The sequence below is a fragment of the Thermoanaerobaculia bacterium genome, assembly GCA_035593605.1.
GTDB lineage: Bacteria > Acidobacteriota > Thermoanaerobaculia > UBA2201 > DAOSWS01 > DAOSWS01.
Window position 1 is genome coordinate 15,367 of sequence record DAOSWS010000035.1, and the last position, 21,680, is coordinate 37,046.

General features: G+C 52.1%; 16 protein-coding genes and 1 pseudogene. 3 read left to right on the forward strand and 14 right to left on the reverse strand.

The window, feature by feature from the left end; translation table 11 throughout:
* Positions 1 to 18: 18 nt before the first annotated feature.
* The 8 genes from dnaK to PLD04_13740 all read right to left on the reverse strand — a co-directional run bounded on the left by dnaK (position 19) and on the right by PLD04_13740 (position 10,904).
* Positions 19 to 1,932 (reverse strand): molecular chaperone DnaK, encoded by a 1,914-nt coding sequence (dnaK, locus tag PLD04_13705; GenBank protein ID HXK69382.1) that lies wholly within the window; start codon positions 1,930 to 1,932, stop codon positions 19 to 21.
* A gap of 101 nt (positions 1,933 to 2,033) precedes the next feature.
* Positions 2,034 to 3,329 (reverse strand): DUF4388 domain-containing protein, encoded by a 1,296-nt coding sequence (locus tag PLD04_13710; protein HXK69383.1) that lies wholly within the window; start codon positions 3,327 to 3,329, stop codon positions 2,034 to 2,036.
* Positions 3,329 to 5,200: a tetratricopeptide repeat protein gene (locus PLD04_13715; protein ID HXK69384.1), complete on the reverse strand. Its 1,872-nt coding sequence runs from the start codon at positions 5,198 to 5,200 to the stop codon at positions 3,329 to 3,331. The genes PLD04_13710 and PLD04_13715 overlap by 1 nt, the downstream gene beginning before the upstream one ends.
* Positions 5,201 to 5,223: 23 nt before the next feature.
* Positions 5,224 to 5,625, reverse strand: a complete 402-nt coding sequence (locus PLD04_13720) for a DUF1844 domain-containing protein (GenBank protein HXK69385.1) — start codon at positions 5,623 to 5,625, stop codon at positions 5,224 to 5,226.
* A 108-nt stretch (positions 5,626 to 5,733) separates the two neighbouring features.
* A complete protein-coding gene (locus tag PLD04_13725; GenBank protein HXK69386.1) occupies positions 5,734 to 6,657 on the reverse strand; it encodes a GNAT family N-acetyltransferase in 924 nt (307 codons plus the stop codon).
* Positions 6,658 to 6,684: 27 nt separating this feature from the next.
* Positions 6,685 to 9,039: a choice-of-anchor D domain-containing protein gene (locus tag PLD04_13730; protein ID HXK69387.1), complete on the reverse strand. Its 2,355-nt coding sequence runs from the start codon at positions 9,037 to 9,039 to the stop codon at positions 6,685 to 6,687.
* On the reverse strand, positions 9,039 to 9,785 hold the full coding sequence (locus tag PLD04_13735; GenBank protein ID HXK69388.1) for a hypothetical protein: 747 nt from the start codon (positions 9,783 to 9,785) through the stop codon (positions 9,039 to 9,041). The genes PLD04_13730 and PLD04_13735 overlap by 1 nt, the downstream gene beginning before the upstream one ends.
* A 3-nt stretch (positions 9,786 to 9,788) precedes the next feature.
* On the reverse strand, positions 9,789 to 10,904 hold the full coding sequence (locus PLD04_13740) for a glycosyltransferase (protein ID HXK69389.1): 1,116 nt from the start codon (positions 10,902 to 10,904) through the stop codon (positions 9,789 to 9,791).
* Positions 10,905 to 10,923: 19 nt separating this feature from the next.
* On the opposite strand from PLD04_13740, the gene PLD04_13745 reads away from it, so the two are divergent.
* Together PLD04_13745 and PLD04_13750 are read left to right on the forward strand one after the other, a co-directional pair.
* The gene (locus PLD04_13745; protein HXK69390.1) at positions 10,924 to 13,452 is read left to right on the forward strand and encodes a hypothetical protein; all 2,529 of its coding nucleotides are present in this window, start codon (positions 10,924 to 10,926) and stop codon (positions 13,450 to 13,452) included.
* Positions 13,449 to 14,234 carry a phosphodiester glycosidase family protein gene (locus PLD04_13750; protein HXK69391.1) on the forward strand — a complete coding sequence of 262 codons (786 nt, stop codon included), beginning with the start codon at positions 13,449 to 13,451 and terminating at the stop codon, positions 14,232 to 14,234. Before PLD04_13745 ends, PLD04_13750 begins: the two co-directional genes overlap by 4 nt.
* A 5-nt stretch (positions 14,235 to 14,239) precedes the next feature.
* Here PLD04_13750 and PLD04_13755 read toward each other — a convergent pair.
* The 3 genes and pseudogenes from PLD04_13755 to gatE form a co-directional block, all read right to left on the reverse strand.
* A pseudogene (locus PLD04_13755) lies at positions 14,240 to 14,527 on the reverse strand (pyrroline-5-carboxylate reductase dimerization domain-containing protein).
* Between the two features lie 20 nt (positions 14,528 to 14,547).
* The gene (gene gatD, locus PLD04_13760; protein HXK69392.1) at positions 14,548 to 15,933 is read right to left on the reverse strand and encodes a Glu-tRNA(Gln) amidotransferase subunit GatD; all 1,386 of its coding nucleotides are present in this window, start codon (positions 15,931 to 15,933) and stop codon (positions 14,548 to 14,550) included.
* Positions 15,923 to 17,827 (reverse strand): Glu-tRNA(Gln) amidotransferase subunit GatE, encoded by a 1,905-nt coding sequence (gene gatE, locus PLD04_13765; GenBank protein ID HXK69393.1) that lies wholly within the window; start codon positions 17,825 to 17,827, stop codon positions 15,923 to 15,925. The genes gatD and gatE overlap by 11 nt, the downstream gene beginning before the upstream one ends.
* Before the next feature lie 104 nt (positions 17,828 to 17,931).
* On the opposite strand from gatE, the gene PLD04_13770 reads away from it, so the two are divergent.
* Positions 17,932 to 18,957 carry an asparaginase gene (locus PLD04_13770; protein HXK69394.1) on the forward strand — a complete coding sequence of 342 codons (1,026 nt, stop codon included), beginning with the start codon at positions 17,932 to 17,934 and terminating at the stop codon, positions 18,955 to 18,957.
* Here PLD04_13770 and ychF read toward each other — a convergent pair whose 3' ends face one another.
* The 3 genes from ychF to lpxK all read right to left on the reverse strand — a co-directional run.
* Positions 18,958 to 20,028 carry a redox-regulated ATPase YchF gene (gene ychF / locus PLD04_13775; GenBank protein ID HXK69395.1) on the reverse strand — a complete coding sequence of 357 codons (1,071 nt, stop codon included), beginning with the start codon at positions 20,026 to 20,028 and terminating at the stop codon, positions 18,958 to 18,960.
* Positions 20,025 to 20,933, reverse strand: coding sequence for a lysophospholipid acyltransferase family protein (locus tag PLD04_13780; GenBank protein ID HXK69396.1), 909 nt, complete (start codon positions 20,931 to 20,933; stop codon positions 20,025 to 20,027). Before PLD04_13780 ends, ychF begins: the two co-directional genes overlap by 4 nt.
* The coding region (gene lpxK, locus PLD04_13785) for a tetraacyldisaccharide 4'-kinase (protein HXK69397.1) at positions 20,930 to 21,680 on the reverse strand (751 nt) is incomplete at its 5' end. The genes lpxK and PLD04_13780, both read right to left, overlap by 4 nt.

The window sequence follows — 21,680 nt, forward strand, 5'->3', positions numbered from 1 at the left end:
ATTATAGCCCAGCGCAGACTAATTGTCACCACTCATATCTTCATATTCGGCGTCAATCACATCACCCTGAGGTGGCGTGGATGTCGTCTCGGAACTCTGCCCCCCTCCGGTCGGACCGCCCGATTGAGAGGTAGCCTTCTGATAAATTTCCTGGGCAAGACTATGGTTTGCCCGGGTTAAATCATCAAAGGCTCGATTCAGACGATCCAGGCCGCCATCCTTCAGGGCCTGCCTTGCATCTTCCAGGGATTTTTCCAGTGCAGACGCAACTCCTGCCGACACCTTTTCACGATTTTCATTCAGAGTCTTTTCCGAGGAGTACACCAGGGTATCCAGCTTGTTCCGTGCTTCCGCGGCTTCACGATACCGACGATCTTCTTCGGCATGAGACTCCGCTGCATTGATCATTTTGTCAATCTCTTCCTGCTGAAGGCCCGAGGAACTGGTAATGGTGATCTTCTGCTCTTTTCCGGTTCCCAGATCTTTGGCAGATACATTCATAATCCCGTTGGCGTCGATATCAAAGGTAACCTCAACCTGAGGAATTCCGCGCGGTGCCGGAGGAATACCTACCAGGTGAAAACGGCCCAGAGTCCGGTTATCCCCGGCCATGGGACGCTCCCCCTGAAGAACATGGATTTCGACACTGGTCTGACTGTCCGCGGCAGTTGTGAATATTTCGCTCTTCTTCGTGGGAATCGTCGTATTTCTCGGAATAAGAACGGTCATGACCGATCCCTGTGTTTCCACCCCCAGAGAGAGAGGAGTAACATCGAGGAGAAGAACATCGGTAACTTCTCCACCGATGATGCCAGCCTGGATTGCGGCTCCGACAGCGACGACTTCATCTGGATTCACGGTTCGGTTCGGGTCCTTACCGAAGAAATCTTTCACGAGCTTTTGAACCAGCGGAATCCTTGTAGATCCTCCCACAAGAAGCACTTCATCAATCTTATCCGCACTCAATCCAGCGTCATCGAGAGCCTGCCTGCAGGGAGGAATCGTGCGCTGGACCAGAGGTTCTATCATCTGTTCAAACTTTGCGCGTGTGAGTTTCAGAGTAAGATGTTTTGGCCCTGAAGCATCGGCGGTGATAAAAGGAAGACTGATCTCTGTTTCCATGGTGGAAGACAGCTCGATCTTCGCCTTTTCCGCGGCCTCCTTCAGGCGCTGTACGGCCATGCGATCCTGGGAAAGGTCAATACCCTGATCTTTCTTGAACTCAGCGACAATCCAGTCAATCAAGATCTGATCGATATTGTCCCCACCAAGATGGGTGTCTCCATTCGTGGATTTTACTTCCACAACCCCCTCTCCCACTTCGAGAACAGAGATATCAAATGTTCCTCCCCCGAAATCAAAAACGGCAATGGTCTGATCCTTCTTCTTATCCATTCCGTAGGCCAGGGCGGCAGCCGTAGGTTCATTAACCAGACGTTCCACCTTGAGTCCGGCGATCTGGCCGGCATCTTTGGTCGCCTGACGCTGTGCGTCTCCGAAATAGGCAGGGACCGTAATGACAGCTCTTTCCACCTTTTCCCCCAGGTAATCTTCTGCTGCTCTTTTTAATTTCTGCAGGATCATTGCGGAGATTTCAGGGGGTGAAAACTGCTTGTCTCCAACCTGCACCCTGGCATCGCCGTTGGGGCCGGATTCTACGGAGTACGGCACCATTCTCCGCTCCTCTGAAACTTCATCAAATCGACGCCCCATAAAGCGCTTGATCGAAAAGACCGTATTTTCAGGGTTTGTAACAGCCTGTCGTTTGGCGGGAGCTCCGACCATTCGGTCTCCTGATTTTGCAAAACCAACGACGGATGGAGTCGTTCTTCCCCCCTCCTCATTAAGGATAACTTTGGGTTCACCGCCCTCCATCACAGCAACGACAGAGTTGGTCGTACCCAGATCGATTCCGATAATTTTCTGTGTCATATAAGACTCCTTCAAACGATGATCTTCCCATCATTAATAAACCAATTATAAGATGTTGTCAATGGATGTTGTTCAGATATCTTACATGCTTCTTGTAAGATCTATTCGAGGATGACGACTTTGGGCTGTTCCTCGATCACATCTTCATCTGTGGCCTCTCCACCGATTTCCGGGTGAGAGGTCATGAGCTCCAGACTCTTGGTACCGTCTGGCTGGTAACCATATAGATAATAGTTATTGGCCTCATGGAGATACGTATAGGCATTTCCCCAAGGATCAATCAGCATATTTGGATCGATAAGTTTGCTCTGTATGAAATTGTCAAGGTTCTTGGGATATTTCATATAGGCCACAGCGTAGATGCTCATGGCCCTTTCCAGATGAATAATTCGGCTCAGGGAAGCCGAATAGAGGCATTCATCCAACATGTCAGCGGAGCTGATCAAAGATTTCCAGCTATTCATGGGATTGAACGGCCGGAAAAAAATTCCGACGACAACCAGAAAGACGGCAAGAACAAGGGGAAGGAAAAAGGCTCTCTTTTCCTCAATTACTTCTTCTTCGGGTACTTCTTCCTCTACCTCCTCCTCGACCTCTTCCGTTGTTTCCATTTCCTGGATAATGTTTCGCGTTACAAGTTCGAAGAGAGCCTTGTAGGTTTCAAATTCGTTCAGGCGGCTTCTTTCCACAATATCAGCGACTGTCATTCGACCATCGACAAGGCTGTACACGGAATAAACCTGTGGTGGAAGCTGGATTACATCACTCTCCACAACCTTTTCCTCTTCCGGCTCATCGGAAAAATCAAAATCAAAGTTTCCTTCTTCCTCGGCGCTTGCTTCTTCAACTGGCTGAGACATCTCTACTTTTTGGAAAATAATTCTTGGAGAGGTGATCTTACGCTCGACGATGGGCCACTCGTCCATCATCTGGGCGCCTTCCATGAGGATATTTTCAGCCGTCAGGGGAATAATGGCGTCCCTGTCAAATTCGATTGTGGTTTCCTGTGAAAAATGGTATTCCCCGTCACGCCATCGAAAAACCTTGTAGATGATTTCAAGAATCTGCTGCGTGAGGGCTTCTCGAAGCTCATCCTTGGTAATGATGCCTTCCTTAATGAGCAGATAACCCAGTCTCTGAAGGGTTTCCTGCTGTAACTTCAGTGCCTCCTGCAGCCTCTCCTCAGAAACATTTCCACGCTTGATCAGCACCTTGCCCAGACGGTTTTCCAGTCCCCGTTTTTTACTGTCAGCATTAACAACCTTCCCATCGAGGAAACTGACAGTGACGGTGTCTTCTTTGCTGGAAAGGGTAAGAATTCCTGTCTTTCTCTGGAGACTGATCAATTGGAAGATATCGGACAGGCTGAAATCTCGAAGGGTACCTTCAAGTGCCATCAGACTCCTCCCTTCTCCAGAAGATTCCGGACATTGCTTGCCAGCCACAAAATTGCGATGATTCCCATCGCTCCTTTTCGAAGAAATTCAGCCGTAAGAACCTGGATATGCAGAATCGGGAACAGGGGACGAAGGAAGATAAACGCCAGAAGCAAAAAGATAGTAAAGAGAAGGAGGATTCCCTTGACGGGGGATTCCTTCAGAATCGAAACGGATCCGGGGAAGATGATATTCAAAAGCTTCTGTATATAGAAATTGAATCGAAGGTATCGTTTGACTTCATTGATCTTCTTTACCTTTACTTCAAGAGGAACTCCGTCCTTTTTTATGTAGATATGAATACATTGAGAGCAATATGTCTGGCTTTCGCTGGACCGCTTGCACAGATGGCAGAACGTCCTTCCACATTTCGTGCAGACTCCCGCATATCCGCCTTTCTTCACACGGAAGCGATCCAACATTACGGCACCGATCAGTCCGAGCACACACATAATCACAAGAGGATGGACCAGGTTGGAAAGCAGGGAATCCCTAAGCGCATGTCCCCGTATTTCCTTTCCCCGGAGTTTTCCTTCTCGATTTATCTTATGGTATTTCTTTCTTGCATCTCCCGTTGTAAAGAACGCTCCGACAACATCATTCTGTGGGGGATGATTAAAAATACGGTTAAATGCGCGGGCATTAATGGCCTGTCCTTCTGCCATAATCTGTTGAGCTTCATCGTACTGATAATTGTTATTCAGTGCAGAATAGAGGTTGAAGTATGCCGGGATATACGCACTGTCAGCCTGAATGGCTTTCTTATACTTGTCGATGGAAGATTCAAACTGGTTTTCCCAGAAGTAGAGATTGCCGAGGTTCAGATAGGCTTCCTTGTTTCGCGGATCGGCATCAACCGTCTTCTGGTAGTAGGCAATTGCATTGGCCGTATCGCCTGATTTCTGATAGAGATTGGCGATCATATACATGAGATCGGTATCCTCACCGAGGATATTATTGATGGTTTCGATGTTCCCGATATAGTTATAGACCAGCTCTCCATGCTTAATGGCAGATGCGGCTTCATAAATGGCGGAAGTCCTTAGCCTGTACTCCTGGCGCAGGAGGTAAAGAGCAGGAGGAGTGAGGATTCCAATGACAAGAAAGGCGATGATAATAATTCTTTCCTTCGCAGCCGCGTAACCGAATAGAATCACAAACAGGAAAACCACCTGCCATCGCAGGTCAAATCCGAGGATCAGCGGCAGGACAAAGAAAGCCATGGCAAGGATTGTTTTTAAAAATGCCTGGACTCTCATTTGAAAGAATTCCTGGACATCATGCATGACTCTGGCGATGTATTTAAAGAAGAGAAGAATGGCTAAGAAAAAAGCGAGGATATAGAGTGAGGTCAACGCAAAGTAGAGAAAATTTCCAAGAACAGGCAAGAAGAACATATCCCGGGTCATGATGATGGCGAACCCGTCAAAAAATTCTTTTATCATTGGCCCCCAGCTGTGCTCCCGTGCACTTTCGGCACAGGACAGCATAGCGGGTTCAGGAAGTCCCTGTCCCAGATCAATCGCAGCCTTATGAAAAAATTGGGCTTCAAGGCGATTACCTTCCTGCATTTCCTCCAGGTAGCGAATAATGGCTGCCCAGGAAAAATCACCCAGAGTATCAATGTCATAATGGCGTGCCTCAAGCAGCATCTGTTTGATATCCAGTTCGGCATCGGGAAGATTCCCCGTATTCACACTGGAGAGAGCCTGCTGCCAGAGTTCATTCAGTCGATCCTCGAATCGTGTTTTCCCGAGGGTCATCACATTGGTCTCACCCGGGATCACGAGTAAGTCGCCCGCCTCCTCCTGTGCCAGAGAGCACAGGCTCATCAAAAGTATTAATCCTGAAATAATTATTGTTTTTGCCATTTGTGCACGAATGCAATCTGCAATTCAGCCAGCAGATCATCGATGAGCTTCTGCTCGGTGTCCGTTAGATTTCCATGGGTCTTATCCCGAATCAGCTCCAGAAGGTCGATTGTCTGTTTTGCCATGGTGAGATCGGGTTCTATGGTTTCATTCGGAAGGGTCATCAGTCCCATCTGAATGGCAGCAGAAGTGTAAAGTCCCATAACAAAAGAGGAAAAATCGGGTTTGGGTGGGAAAGATGCCGAAGGCTTTTCCTCAGAAGAATCCTTCTGCTCCTGCGCAATGGCTTCTTCTGACGGGGCTGTTTGATTCTCATTCTCCTCAGGATGTTCCTCAGCACGTAACTCTCCATCCTGCGTAAAAACTCGCTTATCGACAACTTTCACCAAACACTCCTCTCTCCATAGGGCAATTGTAATACCCGGCAGTCCCGCTTTGCAAGTCCAGATAAGATTACCATATTTCGTCTTTCCTTGAAATGTCTCCTTTGCCCTTTACTCCACATCATAATCACCCATGGAGAAGAAAAAATTCCCGGCAAGCCAGCGTGCATCGGGATTCAGAGATATGGGACGATATTCCAACACATAGGGTGATGCAATCTCATCGAGATCCATCCATTTTTTCAATTCATTTTTCAGGGTTTGCGGGAACCATGCTTCGGCTCGCGGGAAGGAGGATTCCGAACTGGAAAAAGGTATCGATCTTAAAAGGGACGCAAGTTCCGAACAGGAAGAGTAGTTACAGTCCATTACAAGAATTTTACCTGGAAGATATTTCACGATGCATTCACTATTGAAACCCCGGACACTGCGGTAATCATGCCCGGGCCGATCGGAGTACCTCCATTGAAGATAGGCTCTGGATCGCACAACACCACACGTTATCGCGGGTCCCATTCCTGAGGAAAGAGAGGCAATGTCATTTACGACAGAAAGAGACTCGGAAGATGGTTGAAGATTCCATTGATAGACCGGGACCCTGCAAGCTGGCCGATAACCGAGAAACCTTTCTCCGAATCTTCGACTTGACAACCCTGGAAATCCATAGAGAAATGCGACATTTCTTTCCCGGGCCATATGGATGTAAAGCTTTCCCAGTTGTGTCAGAGGCGCTCGCTGACGAGTAAAATGCCGGACCCGGGGATGCGTCATGATATCGGTAACGGCAGAAAGTGAAACAGGTTGACGTTTATAGTAACCCTTGAATATCTGGCCTCCGAAATGGGCAACGGGGGCTCCATCCCATTCGGCGATCAGAGAAATGGATGTCATCTCTGAACTTCCATACTTCCACATCCAGTGTTCCACACTGGTCTCAACACCGAAAATATCTTTAAAAAGACTTACCAGGGAAGGGATATCCGATGGATTGGACTCTCGAATTTGCAGGTTGTCCGGATTCGGGACCGGGTCCATGATCGAATGTTCCCCTCCCAATCAGATCTACTTTAACGGCACGTAAATGGGATCCGAAGTGTCATTATCCAGAATCGACGCATATCCGAAAACGCTTCCTGAAGAAACCGTGATCACCGCAAATGCGTTATCCGTAGACGAGGCACCGGTGCTGGAAAACACATCGAACTGTTTGTGTGAATAGGGAAGAAGCTCTACCGGGAAATTCTCAACCAGAGGATCACCGCTGGCATTATAAAGGTTGATTACAATCGCGGCAGATTCACTTCCGACGTTGGCAAATCCAACATTGCTTCTCGTTGTGGAAGACTTTGTCAAGCCTGGAAAGTAGGTTTCCTTCCCCGGAACGAGAGCGTCTGAACGGTACTCTCCTGGAATATTCTGGCCGTAGGTACCCTTTTCCGCCAGGTTATAGGTTCTCGAAGTGACACGGAGTCCCGGCCCGGAGGGAATGAAGAGAAGAGCTCCGAAACTGTTGTCTTCCAGTCCGAAAAGAGAACCGAGGATATTTCGTATCCCCATCGTCTGTCGCTGATTCAGGCTCAGATCGCCCCGGAGGGCCTGACGGTTATCCTGAGCGGAGGCCAGAAAATAGACCGCAACCTGAACCGCGCTGTTTCCGGTATTGTGGAGCTTCACATCGGTGACGAAAAATGAGCCAAAGGCGCCGGGCAGCAATGCGCAGGCGGGCACCATGATATCCCGGGCCGCCTCTCCCGTTGTCACCTCTCCCGCTGAAACGCCATTTAGCGTTGCTGTGCCATAGACCAGCACATCCAGATTCGAGTTCTCAGGATCATTGCTTGCAATCGAGAGGACCGATTCATCGTATCCAGGAAGCGTCGGGCTATACTGGATCATCAACGTAGTCTGCTCGCCGTTTAAGAGCTCCATCTTGGTTGCCGATGCATCCAGGGTGAGAGAGGATGATCCCGAAAGATCGATCGAGGAAATCGTCAATGTCCCTTCGCCGGTATTCTTCAGGGTTACAATCTTATTTCCTGAAGTCCCCGCCTTTACACCGCTGATGACCACGGGAACCGGGTTGACCTCGATACCCGGATTCTGTCCGGAGGCATAAGCCTTACAGGAAACCGTAATGGTGACAACCGGTTGATCGGGATCGTTTGAGCTTATTTGATAGGCCGCGGATTGTTCCCCTGTGGTGATGGGGTTGAAACGGACCTTGAAAGTAGAAGATGTTCCTGAGGAAATCGTGTTCTGGAAACCATCGAGATCCAGAGTGAAAGCGGAAAAAGAATCCTCTGACTCGGTAACACCTGAAATAATCAGATCTGCGGTTCCTGAATTCTCAACGAGCACATCAATGGCTGAGGATCCCCCGACCGGTGTATCGGTACAGGGATCGGACGACACGTCAATATCGGGCTGCGGTGTCGAAATTCCGAGGCAATTCAGGGCAAAGGTGTAGGTGGATTCATCGGGATCATTGGAAGTGATCCGGAAAGATCCGGAGAAGGATCCCTCGGAAACCGGCGAAAAGAGGATGGCAAAGCTCGATGATTCACCGGAGGGCAGAGTTGTGAGAAATCCGGAAAGATCGAGGGCGTAAACATTTCCCGAATCCTGTAACTCAAAGACTTCATCGACAACGAGATCGGCCGACCCCGCATTGGTAACCTCTACGGGGACTGCATAGGTGGAGCCGATGAGCGTGGCCTGACAGGGACCTACATTAACCGAGATGTCGGGTTGGACTCCAACGATGCGCAGCTGCGGACCGCTTCCGCCTCCCTGAGATTGTTCGTAGGAGGAGACAAAGCTGATTTCGTTGCCGTTGAGCGCATCGGAATAGAGGATAAAACCGGAATAGGTTCCCCCTCCCGTGAGATCATCATTCAGCCCTGCCGTAATATTGAAGGAGTAATTCTGAGGAAAGTTCTGACCATCTACGGTCTGAGTATCCAGATCCCCGTCCAGGGCGCTATAGTCGGATTGCGTCAGCGATCCGTCTTCCTGGCCGTGAGCCAGATTGGCGGCTTTGACCTGAAGGGTATAGGGCGCGACAGGGTAAAAGTTATCATCTGTGGCAAGATCGAGATAGGCGGTAAAGGATCCCGGAGTAAGATTCAGGCTGGAAATGTTGAACTCGAGAATCGATCGAAGCTCGCGGTTGTAATGGGTGGAAATCCCGTCATTGGGATCAAAATCATAGGTGAAGGAATTTTCTCCTCCCACATAGAGGTCTCGAAAATAAGCAAAATAGGTCAATCCCGTAACTCCGGTCGGATCACCCGTACCCAGCGTGAATTGGTAGGTTTCGTTACGAAGGATGTGACCGTCGGAGGCGGGAGCGAGAACCTGGCCATGCGCTGTAAGAGCACAAACGATCCATAGAGCAAAGAGTAAACGCGTTTTCATTATCGCACCCCCCCGAGGAATACCGGATCTCCGGTTGAGTTATCCACGGTGGACAAATATCCCAGGACACTGACGGGAGAGCAGGCCATGTCAATCGTCATATTATCCTGGGGTGACAGGTTGAACTGGGTGAAGAGATCATTGTACTGAACGTGAACAAATGGGCCGAGCTCGACAGGAACTGAGGCCAGGGAAAGCCCTGATTTATCGCGGAAGGTCAGGACACAGGTCGATGATTCCGATTGACTCGTATTCATAAGCCCCAGATTCGTCCTGAACTCTCCAGATGAAACGGCCCCGATCAGGTAGGTGGGAGATACAATGTCCCCGGTCATATAGGCCGGAATATATTGACCGTATGTACCCGGCGCTCCCTCGGGGGCAGGTGTAAACGTTCTGGAAGAAAACCGGAAATCACAATCACCCGACAGAAGGATTCCCCCGGACCCGGATGAGACGCTGAAGTACGTCGCAAGGACATCCAGGAGATGAACCTGCCCTTCGGGTGGAAGTATGACGGGTACGGCCGGTCTGGCTAGATTTGCATCAGATTGATCCAGCCCTGAGGCAATGTAGCGCATGGATAGAGAACAGTGCTGGGCAGAGAGGTTCAGAATATAGAAATCGCTCTTCCATAGTGTCTGTTTCGATCCGGGTGCATGGGCCGAGGCCGGAACCCACAGGTCCAGCCCGAACACCGACATACAGGTGAATAGCACGGTCAGCAATAAAATTGATCTCTTCATGGATCAGATCATACCCTTGGACTCGAGAAAATTCAATAACAATTGCGTCCACGTGGTCCAGGAAAACTTCTCCCTCATCCGCACCATACCCGCATCCAGAATGGATGTCCTGGGCTTATCCAGAACGGCCATAAGGACACGGGCCAGATCTTCGGGATCTCCCGGATGAAAGGTGTAGGCCGAAATTCCATCCTCGACATAATCCATCAGGGAGGGTAGACGGCTTACGATGGCAGGGATCCCGGCATAATAGGCCATCATGAGAATTCCGCTTCCCGTTGCCTCTTCATAAGGCAAAACGATGGCATCGGCGGAACTGAAAAGAACCCCCGTCGAGGAGGCTGACTGATAATGATCCAGGATGACCGCACCCAGCTTTTCGAGGGATTCAAGGGAGTTTTCCACTCCGGACCATCGTTCCCCTGCAATGGTCAATCGCGTGCGCTCCCTCACTTCGGCTGGCAGGAGAGCCCAGGCTCTCGAAAGACAATCCAGGCCCTTGTAGGGCCTCAGCGTTCCATAGAAGAGCAGGTGGCGATCCTGATTCAAAGAAAGTTCTTTTCTGGCATCCTCACGGGACCTCAGTTCTGGAACGGGATGAATGGGAAGAAAGGAGGAGAGAATCGCATCCCGGGGAATATCCAGATCTTCCAGCTTTCGTGTCTCTTCCGAAGAATGCGTGATAAAGAGATCACCCTCCCGATAGAGATATCGATGGACTCCGGATGTCCAGCGCTCTTTATGCCCGACAACGTTATGGCACCAGATCAGCTTCCTGGCCGAGGGCCATCGGTAGGAAAAGGAAGCCATCACAGCCCGGAAACAGGGAACCAGCCACACTGTCCAGGAAGGAAGGAGAAGCACGCCGGGGTGAATTGAATCCGGCAGGGAGGAAAGACTCCATGTCCATGGAAAATATCCGGTCAGAGGTCTGGGAATCTCAAAGGGTGGAGCCTCGTTCCGACTCTTGAATTTCCTGCCCGGAAAGACAGATGAAAATCCCAGCGGATAGATGGAAAGATGGTCCTGGAGGTGTTGGAGAGCGGTGGCGCTGTAATAGGAGATCCCCCCGCCATGGGGAGGAAAGGGGGCCACAAATACCATTTCCTTTTGAGGCATCTTCACGTACCATAGTACCATGCTCCGCAGACGTCCAGGCCCCCATCTCTGGTTTTTTCTCTACCTGGGGATTCTCTTCTCACCCGTTATTCACGGACTCCTTCCCTCACCCAATGACATCTTCTCCCTGTACGATCCATGGAGGGCGGAAGGTCCTGCCACAGCGCAAAATCCATCTTTCAACGATCCACCCACCAGTTACTGGACCAAGGCGGCTCAGTTCACTCGTGACCCCGATACGTTTTGGTGGAATCCCTCCATTGCCTCGGGAGTTGTTGGGCATCTCGATCTTCTCTCCGGCCTCTGGACACCGTTCGTTCTGATCCCGATCCTCTTTCCCGCCTGGGCATTCTGGTCATTAATGCTGGTACTGAAACTGTGGATGGCATTCTGGGGAATGGTTCTCTTCCAGCGAAGCAGAGGACATACTCCAGAAGCCTCAACGGCTTCCGGGATGCTCTGGGCCGGGTGCGGTACCTTCTTCGTCTGGATTTTCTGGCCCCATACCAATGTCGGGGTACTCTTTCCGTGGACACTTTATTACGTCGAGCGTGCCACGTCGCCCTCTTCTTCACGACGGAAAATCTTCCTGGGCGGGACCCTTCTGGGCCTGGGGCTGGCAGGTGGAGGATTTCCCTCCTGGTCCTTCTATATCGTCTATTTCGCACTTCTTTACGCGCTTTCTGTCCATGGCATCCGCGCAGCTTTTCTGTTAATCCGGCGCTCCATCCTTCCAGCTCTTCTGACCCTGGTCATTCTGGGACCTTCCCTCTACGTGGCTTACCAGGATTTGAGGGATTCAGGATATCTCGACCGCAGGGAAGCGGTGGCGATGCAGGAGGAGCCACTCCCCGCGGCACATATCCTGAACTTCCTTCTCCCTTATCGGAACGGAGATCCGACGACGGGAACTTTCCAGGGACTGGCAGGATTTCCCAGGCCCAATAACTTTCACGCTTCCTGCATCTACATCGGGGCTCTCGCCTTCGGGTTATTCCTTCTCGGGTGCATCCCCCGCTCCCGTCGAGGCCATCGAACCCTGCTTTTCACCGTCATTCTCCTGGGTATCGTTTTGTATACACCCATCCCCCTTCGAAGCCTGCTGGCTCACCTTCCCGGAATCAAGTTCACACCGTTTCATCGCCTTACCATTCTGCTCGCATTTCTGATCTCCATTCTGATCGCAGAAGGCTTTGAACGGCTCGGGAATCGGAGATGGATGGCCAGCATCCTTCTCTCAGTTCTCACACTGGATCTGGCGCTCTTTGCCTTTCACCTTCTCCCCTATCAGGCTCCTTCCGCCGTGAAGCCTTCGATCACACCCGGACTGGCCTGGCTTACCGCACACCTGAAACCGGGAGAGAGAGTCTTACCGCTGTATGACAGTGTGTGGCCCAACAGCGCCGAATATCTCGGTCTGAATGACATCCGAAGTCATTTTTCCTCCGAAAGTTATTACCGGGAAGCACTGAAAGGCATCGACCCCGAATGCGACGGCCGGATGGGCACTTTCATCCTCTTCTGGGACCGGGCGGACCTCACCCATCCGCTTCTGAACTATCTGGGGGTGCGGTATATCCTGGAGCCTCCCGGAATTCATACAACCCGACGGTTCATCGACCCCTATCAGACATCGTTTCGATCTTCCTCTGAACCCTTTCCACCTCTGGATCTCACTCCCCTGCAGATCGAAATCATGCCCACCGATACGGTATACAGCATGACCGTAACTCCCTGTACTTTCCTGCGTCTCCCTCTGACTGGAGAGATGATATTCTCCTTCGCTGAGTCGAACACCGACCTCCCCATTTGCACCCACACCATTCCTGCTTCGGAAATTTCGGATAACGTGCCTTTGACACTGACCTTTTCCCCTCCTCTTTCGCAATCTTCCCGGATTCTCCTGACCATCACCTCCACGGTTCAGCCCCCTGTATCTCTCTGGCAGGCCTCGGAAAACTGGACAACGGCCCGTCGAGGAATGTACCCCTGCAGGCCTCCGGCCATCGTCTTCGATTCCAGTCCTCTTGTCCGTGTGTATGAGGGACGGGATATCCGCATTTTCGAAAACCGCCTCGCAGATAATCCATACCGCCTGACCTGGAGAGTTACTTCGCAAACGACGGAGCATCGAGAATTTCCATGGGGAGAAGTGCCCGTCCATCCTTCAGCCCTGGCTGACATCTCATCATTTCTGGACAAACCGGGCGCCAAAAAATCAGGATCTGTCGAAATCCTGACTCACACATCGGATGAAACGACCCTGACCATACGCGCAGACTCCAACACCTTTCTTGTGACCCCGCTCAAGTGGAATCCCAAATGGACACAGGCGCGGCTTGACCATCAAAGCGTAAAATCCTATTCCGTCCACGGTATCACGCAGGGTTACCTGATTCCCAGGGGAACCCATGAACTCACCATCACACAGGGTCTGCATCCTCGGTGGATGGTTCTGGTCTCCCTGGGGACCTTTATTATCTTTCTTTTTGCAGGCTCTGCGATTCTTTGCCTGTCTTCCAGAACCGGACATTCCTCCTCCCTATGACCCGAACCATTTTCTCTCTTCTGATTTTTCAGACTCTATTCCTTCTCGCATTGGATCCTCCGGAATGGAAGCCGATCGAAGCGGGGATGGAAATTGCTCAGTACATGAGTCCAGAGGTTGTCTTCGTTCGAGTCAATCCCGATTTATTCGAGTTCAAACTCTATTCGGCTTCGATCCAGGGAGGCTGCAGGACTGCTCGAAACTGGGCAGAGGACGAAGGCCTTTCCGTTGTCACCAATGCGGGAATGTACCAGGAAGACGGACATACAAGTGTCGGATTTTTAAAGCAGGGGCAGCACAGGGTTAACGCTCACTGGGCCAGCACCTACAATGCGGTTCTTGTGTTTTCCCCCACCCGGGCCATCGACGGAAAGTCGGTTAAGATTCTGGATCGAACCTGCAGCGATCTGACAGATATTGAGCAGACATACGATGTCCTGGTGCAAAACTACCGCTTGATCGACTGCAGGGGTCAGAACACCTGGAGCCCGTCAGAAAAACAATGGAGCATGGCACTGCTCGCTCAGGATACAGAGGGGAACATACTCTTTATCTTTACGCGCACACCCTTTTCCACCCATAACTTTATTCAGGTACTTCGTCGATTACCCCTCCAGCTGAATCGCGGCATGTACCTGGAAGGCGGGAAGGAAGCGACCCTGTATGTAAGGGCGAAAGATCTCGTCATCGAAAAGGTGGGAGCTTTCGGCTCCAGCCAGGAATCAAAACCCAACATGAAGGCATGGCCGGTCCCGAACCTGATTGGAATTAAGAGAAGGTAAGCTGTTTATTCTTCGTCTTTTTCCGGATACAACCTTGCAGCTTTCTCAGCAGAAACGACAATTCCCTGAATCAGAGCCGAACTGAAACCCGTATGTTCCATGTGGTTCAGACCTGAAATCGGACAGCCGCGGGGGGTAGTGACCCGGTCAATCACATGCTCAGGGTGATCCTGGAGGTCCAGGATCATCGAAGCCGCACCCCGCGCTGTCTGAGCCGCCATCCGGAGCGCATCTTCCGCATGAAAACCGATTTCAATCCCTCCCTGCGAGGCCGCGCGAATGAAACAGATGAATTCAGGCCGGGGATCAAAGGCTAGAGAAGGTGTCCCTTGAGAAATTCATCGACCTCCGGCAAACCGCCCTGGAGAACAATGTACCCGTCATAGGGTTCCCTTTCCGTGATTTCATGGGAAATGGACGTCAACATGATTTTGCGTACTTCTTCCGGATCACTGGATTGACCCAGCGCCCATCCCAGCTTCACATAAGCAACTTCAGGGAGCATGTTTCCTGCAGGAATCACGCCAAGGTCGAGGAGGTAGCGCCCCGTATCATACACATTCATGTGGACATATCCCCAAAGCGTCTGCACGGTCATGTATACATGAACCCCGCGCTGTACGGCATTGCGGATGGAGGGAAAGAGGAGGCGATTCACGTGTCCCAGGCCCGTGCCCCCGATGATAATCCCCTTATAACCGTTATCGACCAGTGCATCAATGATGTCGCCCTTCATATTGGGGTAGTAGGTTACCAGCGATACCTTTTCTTCAAAGGCCGGGTTAATTCTGGGCTTCCGGGCCATGTCCCGGGTCCGGTAATTCTCTTCAATTGTGCGGATCTTTCCTGGAGAAACCGTGGCAAGAGGGCGTGCGGAGAGGGTTCGAAAGGTAGAGCGCGTGGAAGAGTGCATCTTTCTGACCCTTGTTCCCCGATGCAGGAGGTCGAACTCATCCGATGTCGGGCCGAACATACAGACCATGACTTCAGCGATATCGCTATAGGCCGCGGTATGGACCGCGTTAATCAAATTCCGTGCTGCATCCGAAGAAGGTCGATCCGATGAACGTTGAGAACCGACCAGAACAATGGGCCCCGGAGGATCCTGAACCATAAAGGAAAGGATGGCCGCGGTATAGTGCATCGTATCGGTTCCGTGTCCGATCACGATCCCCGATGCCCCTTTTTCAAATTCAACGCCAATCTCCGCGGCCAGTGTTTTCCACTGGTGAGGACCCATATCTTCGGAAAAGATACCGAAGAGTTTCCGTGTGGTCAGATTGGCAATATCCGCAAGCTCCGGCACGGCGCCGTAAAGCTCACCCGGAGAGAAGGCCGGTATGACCGCCCCGGTCGTGTAATCCAGCCGTGATGCGATCGTGCCCCCCGTCCCGAGGAGTGTGACATCCGGTTTGGAGTCATCCCTGGGGAATTCCGATTCCGGGATCTGATAATGGGCCTTTTTGTATCCAACCTCTCGGATATCCCTGATCCGGTCCGCATGAACGCCCACGTTATACCCGCTGTGGAGTTTCAGGACAACGTGATCCGCATCAGCCGTCTCACTTCGAGGAAGAATAATCCCATGAAACGTGCACCCGTCGGATTCCAGTTCCACATCTCCCCAGACGCGGGCGCCAAAGCGCTCCAGGACCTCACGCGTTCGCCCTCGATATCCTTTGTACTGTTCATCGTTCATGGTGGTTTATCTCCTCATAGAGGCGGGACAAAATCGTTCCCGGTACCCTGCAGCCGTAGGCTCTCATCACCTCTCCCATGATCGCCCGCTTCCTTGGTTCCGGATCGAGGGAGCGGCGGGAGTTCCCCGATTCACGAAGTTTATTCCGGATCTCTTCCGGGTCGGGCAGAGTCACAAGAAAATCCTGTGGGCCCATCGCTGGATTCAGGCAGATCTGCTGCAGTGCAAACCGAATCCGGGAGGGAGGAAAGAGTTCGTCGGTGCAGAGAGACGCCAGATCGATGAGAGTCTGCAAAGGAATCCGGGAAGGGTCGAGTCCTTCCCTTCGCAGGGAGGGAAAGTGATTCACGCACATGGCTGCCAGAAATCGGGCGACTCCGGGGTCAGAAAGGGCAGCCTCGACATACTCCGGTTCTGCCATTCTCACAAATCGACCTGCGAATTCTTCACTCAAACCGGCTTTAATCAAAGATTCTTCCTGTCGTGCAGGATCCGGAGGAAGCGCACTGCGAACGGCTTCCACCTTCCCACGGGGAATCGCAACAGGCGCACTGTCCGTGTCAGGATACATTCTGTCCGGTCCCGGCAGGATACGCTCAAAATCCGTTGTCCCATCCCTTAGCGCCTGCCGTGTTTCCGGAGGAATTTCATCGCAGGCTTCACAGGCCCGAATGCGAATTTCTTCAACGGCAGTTTTCGTGTCAATCTCCGGCCCCCAGACAATGACCACCACATCCGTCGATTTCATCTCAAAGGTTTCCCGGAGCCCCTTCCATTCTTCCTCGCTCAGGGGAAGGTGATCCCGGTCATCTGTATGGAAAAGGATCGGAGGTTCATCCAGGCAGGCTATGACACGGACCCGTCCCGAAAAATCCCGGCTGAAGGGCACTCCGGGCTGTAACTCGTGATTCAATAAGCCTGCAAAGCCGCACAGGCAGATTCCCCGCACATCATCTCCCCTGTCCAGCGCCGCCCGCAGAACAGGAATCCGGGTATGTTTCAAAGTGCGGGTCAGGGATTTACTGATCGTTTTAAGGTTGTCCGCCGTGATGCCACGTGCACGAAGCTCTTTTTTGATATCCAGCAGATTGAACTGACGAATGGCTTCCGAGTGAACGAGGCGGGGAAAGAGAGGAATCCGTGGAACACCCTTGATCTCGATCCGTCTGCCCCCCTTAATGCTCACATTCACATCCTGCCGAACCGTTCCAATGCCCCTGCGGACTTTGCCGGTCGCCCGGAGAAGTTCCGAAATCCTCCAGGATGTTTCCACCAGTTCATAAGGATCGGAGATATCGGGTTCCGTGATCACTTCTACCAGGGGAAAAGACAGCCTGTCGGTTCTGAATATGACCTCGTGACCCCGATCGGAAATTTCTCTGCATGCATCCTCTTCGAGGCACAGGTGGGAAAGCCGGATCTTCTTTCCCGAACGAAGGGAGAGAGCCCCCCCCAGGGCAATAATGCCTGTCCGTTGAAACCCGGTCGGAATCGAGCCGTCCAGGTACTGTTTTCGGGAAATATGAAATTCATCAACCACATTCATTCCCAGCATCGTCGCAACGGTAAGCGCGTACTCGAGGGCCTGCGTATTAATGGGGAATGGAGGTGTGTCATCCATTTCGTAGGTGCAGACTGTGTCCCTGTACAGCTGGTAAGTGACGTTTTTCTTAGTCTTGAACTCCATCAGAGCCGTGCCGTCATATTCACCCAGTTCCGAAAGCGTGGGTCTCATGTGGCGCAGAATGGTTGCATCGGGTTTGTCGTTGCGAATCACGGCCGGACAGTTGCAGAAGAGCTTTTTCTCCGTTGCAAGCTGGTAGTGGACTTCCAGTCCGCATTTGAAGCCGAGCCGATGGTAGAAGGATGGGTCATGGATTGTGAAGGTTTTCACGGCGCACAGTATATCACGGTTGTCTCTTCCCCATTCCAGTTCCGGTGTTCTATCACCCGTTGACAGGGTCATCGTTCTTCTTCACAATGGCTCTGGAGGGATTCATGCGCAAGAAAATTCTCGTACTCTTCTGCGGCGGAACGATCGTAATGAAGGAGGATGAGCAAGGTGTTCTCCAGGCTCCCGAGGACCGGGAGGCCGTTGAGATCCTTCAATCCATTGAACCGAGACTCACCCAGCTTGCTGAATATGATCTTCACCACGTGGCCAATGTCGATTCAACCAATATAAACCCGGAAACCTGGAATCGTCTTCTCTTCGTTTTGAAGGCCCAGTATGAACGGTATGACGGCTTTGTCATCACGCACGGTACCGATACCATGGCCTATACATCCACGGCCCTGGCCATCGCCACACGCGGCCTTGCCAAACCGGTCGTTCTCACAGGAAGTCAGATTCCCGGAAGAAAAGTCGAAAGCGATGCCCGACGAAATCTGGTCAATGCATTTCGAATGGCAGTTTCAGGGATTCCCGGTGTCTTTATTGTATTCGACACCCGTGTTCTTTCCGGGGTCCGAGCCACGAAGGCATCGGAATCGAAGATGGATGCCTTTGTCAGCGTGAACACAAAGGATGCAGGGGAAATCCGTCTGGACCTGCGCATGGATCCATCCTTTCGAACGAAGCAATCTCGAGGTGCGTTTCAGATTCTCCCCGGCTTTGATCCCAACATTCTGGTCCATCTCCTGACACCCGGCTGTCATCCCGAGACTCTTCAAATATCACTCCGGGAAGGAGGCGTTCACGGAATTCTTCTTCTTGGATACGGTTCAGGAAATGTGCCCTCCGATCTTGAGCCGTTTTTCCAGGAGGCCTATCAAAGAAAGGTCCCCGTAGTTGTCACGTCCCAGTGTCTCGAAGGACGGACGCTCATGAACCATTACGGAGTGGGTCGACGGGCCCTGGATCGAGGTGTAATTGAAGGTTTTGATCAGAGTGTGGAAGCCCTCGCCGTGAAGCTCATGTGGGCCCTGAACCACTATCCCTTCCATAAAATCAAGGGGATCATCCACAAAAACATCTGCGGCGAAATCGACACCGGTTATGTGGGAAAAACGATACAGAGGTGATTATCCTCTGAACTTAAAGTGAACCACATCCCCTTCCCGGACAGGGGCATCCCTTCCTTCGATTCGAATGAGACCCTCCGCCCTGAGGGAGGCTTCGTTCCCATGGCTGAGATAGTCATCCGCGCGGAAGACTTCGGCCCGAATGAGGCCCTGCTGGATGTCACCGTGAATCCGGCCTGCAGCGTCGTAAATCGTACTCCCCTCAGGAATCAGCCAGGCCTGCAGGACATCATGGGCTTTGGTGAAATAGGTAATCAGGCGAAGATCGGATTTGATCTGATCCAGAAGTACAGGAATTCTGCCGGGGCCGAACCCGAGACCTTCACGGATTTCCCGAGCTTCTTCCGGGTCCATCGCAGCCAGATCAGACTCGAGGGAGATCCTTATCGAGACCCCATGGAGTTTTGGCCCATCGGCGGCCGCGGACAGGTCTGCATCTTGCACCGCCTCTTCGCCAAGGTTGAAGACGACGATTTCCGGTTTCCCGGTCAGCAGAATGAGATCCGGGGGTAGCTTCATATCCGGAGATGATCCCGGATCCAGGGGACCCCGTTCCAGCAAACCGGCCAGACTCCGGAGCTGATCGATATCCATTCCTGCGGATACCTGGCCGATCTTATGCATTCTCTCCTCTTTCTCGATTCGCCTCTGCAGAATTTCCAGATCCTTTAATGCCAGCTCCGTCCGGATAATCTCATAATCTCCTGCTGGATCGATTCTCCCTTCGGGATGAGATACATCCTGACGATGAAAGCACCTCACAACATGGAGAATGAGATCGACTTCCCGGATATGGTTCAGGAACTGATTGCCCAGCCCTTCCCCCCGGTGGGAGCCCTGGATCAGGCCTGCAATATCGACAACATCCACGTGGGGGCGGATGATTTTTTCAGGATGGAGAAGTTCGGCAAGGGGTTCGAGGCGAGGATCGTCCAGGATAATCGATCCCTCATGGGGGTCGACCGTGCAGAACGGATAGGGTTCCGCGGGAACGTTAGCATGAGCAAGGGCGTTAAAAAGAGTTGATTTTCCAGCATTGGGAAGACCGACAAGACCACAGCGGGGACTCACCCTTCCGCCTCCCCGGACTCTGCGTTTCGAGGGGATTTTCGAATCCCCCACCGGTCATGAAACCAGAGCCAGGTATGGGGCCTGTTTTTGATCATTTCCGAGATAATTTCGTTATAGCGAACCGTCAAAGATTCGGCGTCATCTCCCTCTTCCACGGGAACAGGAGAATGAATCTCGGTTTTGTATCCCTTCCCCTCCGGGTAGGAAATCAGGGGCAGTACGGGAGCTCCTGTCTTTAATACGATCTGGGCCAGAGAAGCGGTCGTTGGAGCCGGATGTCCGAGAAAGGGAGCGGACACCCCCAGCTCCGGAGAAACATACTGGTCGATGAGGATATCGATGACGCGGTTTTCACCGAGGGCAGTTAACATTCCTCGGATGGCACCCTTTTTGGGGATCAGACGATTTCCGAACCGGGTGCGCATGTCTCTCAGTTCCCGATCCAGATAGGGGTTATCCAGAGGACGATAGACCATTTCCTGATTCACCCCCCGGAGAGCCATGGCCTGCGCCGCCATCTCCCAGTTTCCCAGATGCCCGGAAAGGACAAAGGCACCCTTTCCCATTTTTAGAGATTCCTCCAGATGGTCCAGTCCTTCGATGGGAAGAAGTGTCATCAGACGTTCCCGCGACATTCTGGAGAGTTTGATAAGATCGAAGAGAATTCTCCCAAAATGGCGGGCGCATCGCATACCCAGGCGGGATCTCCATCGGGGCGATTGATCGGGATAGATCAGGGAAAGATTTCCCAGAACGATCCGACGCCTCTTATGGACCAGGAAAAACAGGACACCCACCATGGATCCGCCCCATTGCAGGATCCGCAGGGGAACCAGGCAGACCAGGCCTGTAATCACTCGATACAGGGCATATTCCAGCTTTGCCCGGCTCTGAGACTTACTCACCTCTGCAAAACTCCATAGATCTTTCCCAGCAGCAGATTGGGCAGCGGAGGATATCCTGTCCGCATGGAGATCGCTTCACCGGAAAGGCCCATCCATTTAATAAGATCCTTGTCCGTGGTGACAATTCCTTTGAGATGCTTGTCCTTAATAAAGGCATCGACACGCGCTCGATCCGCCTCGCTGGGCCAGTGATGATCCGGAAAGGTAAAGACTCCTGCAATCTGAACCCTGCGATCCCTCAAACTGCGATGAAAGCGGTGCGGGCGCGCGATTCCCGATACGGCCACCCACTTCTGCTCCTGAACCCAATCCGGGTCAAGAGGTCGATTCTCCGATGAATAGAATCCCTTGACGATGGAGGGAAGATGAACGGAGGCAAGACTGGGATACACCGCATTCAGGTAAGAGCGCCATTGATCAACGGAGGTGCCGCGCGACCGGCCCGTAAAAACGGCGATATCGGCATAACTCAATGCTGCCAGGGGTTCACGGAGCTTGCCGTGAGAGGTCGGGAAACGCGCGGGGAGGCACACAATGTCCAGATCCCTGTATAGCTGAATATGCTGAAATCCGTCATCCAGCACATGTACATCGATCCCGAACTCCTCTTCCGCAAAACGGCCGGCACGATATCGGCTCTTATCAACGATGACAACGGCCTTTCGAAGCAGGCGCGCAAGCATAAAGGGTTCTTCCCCGGCATCTTCGGGTGAGGCGACGGCGGCATCCCCGTCGGAAACGACCACC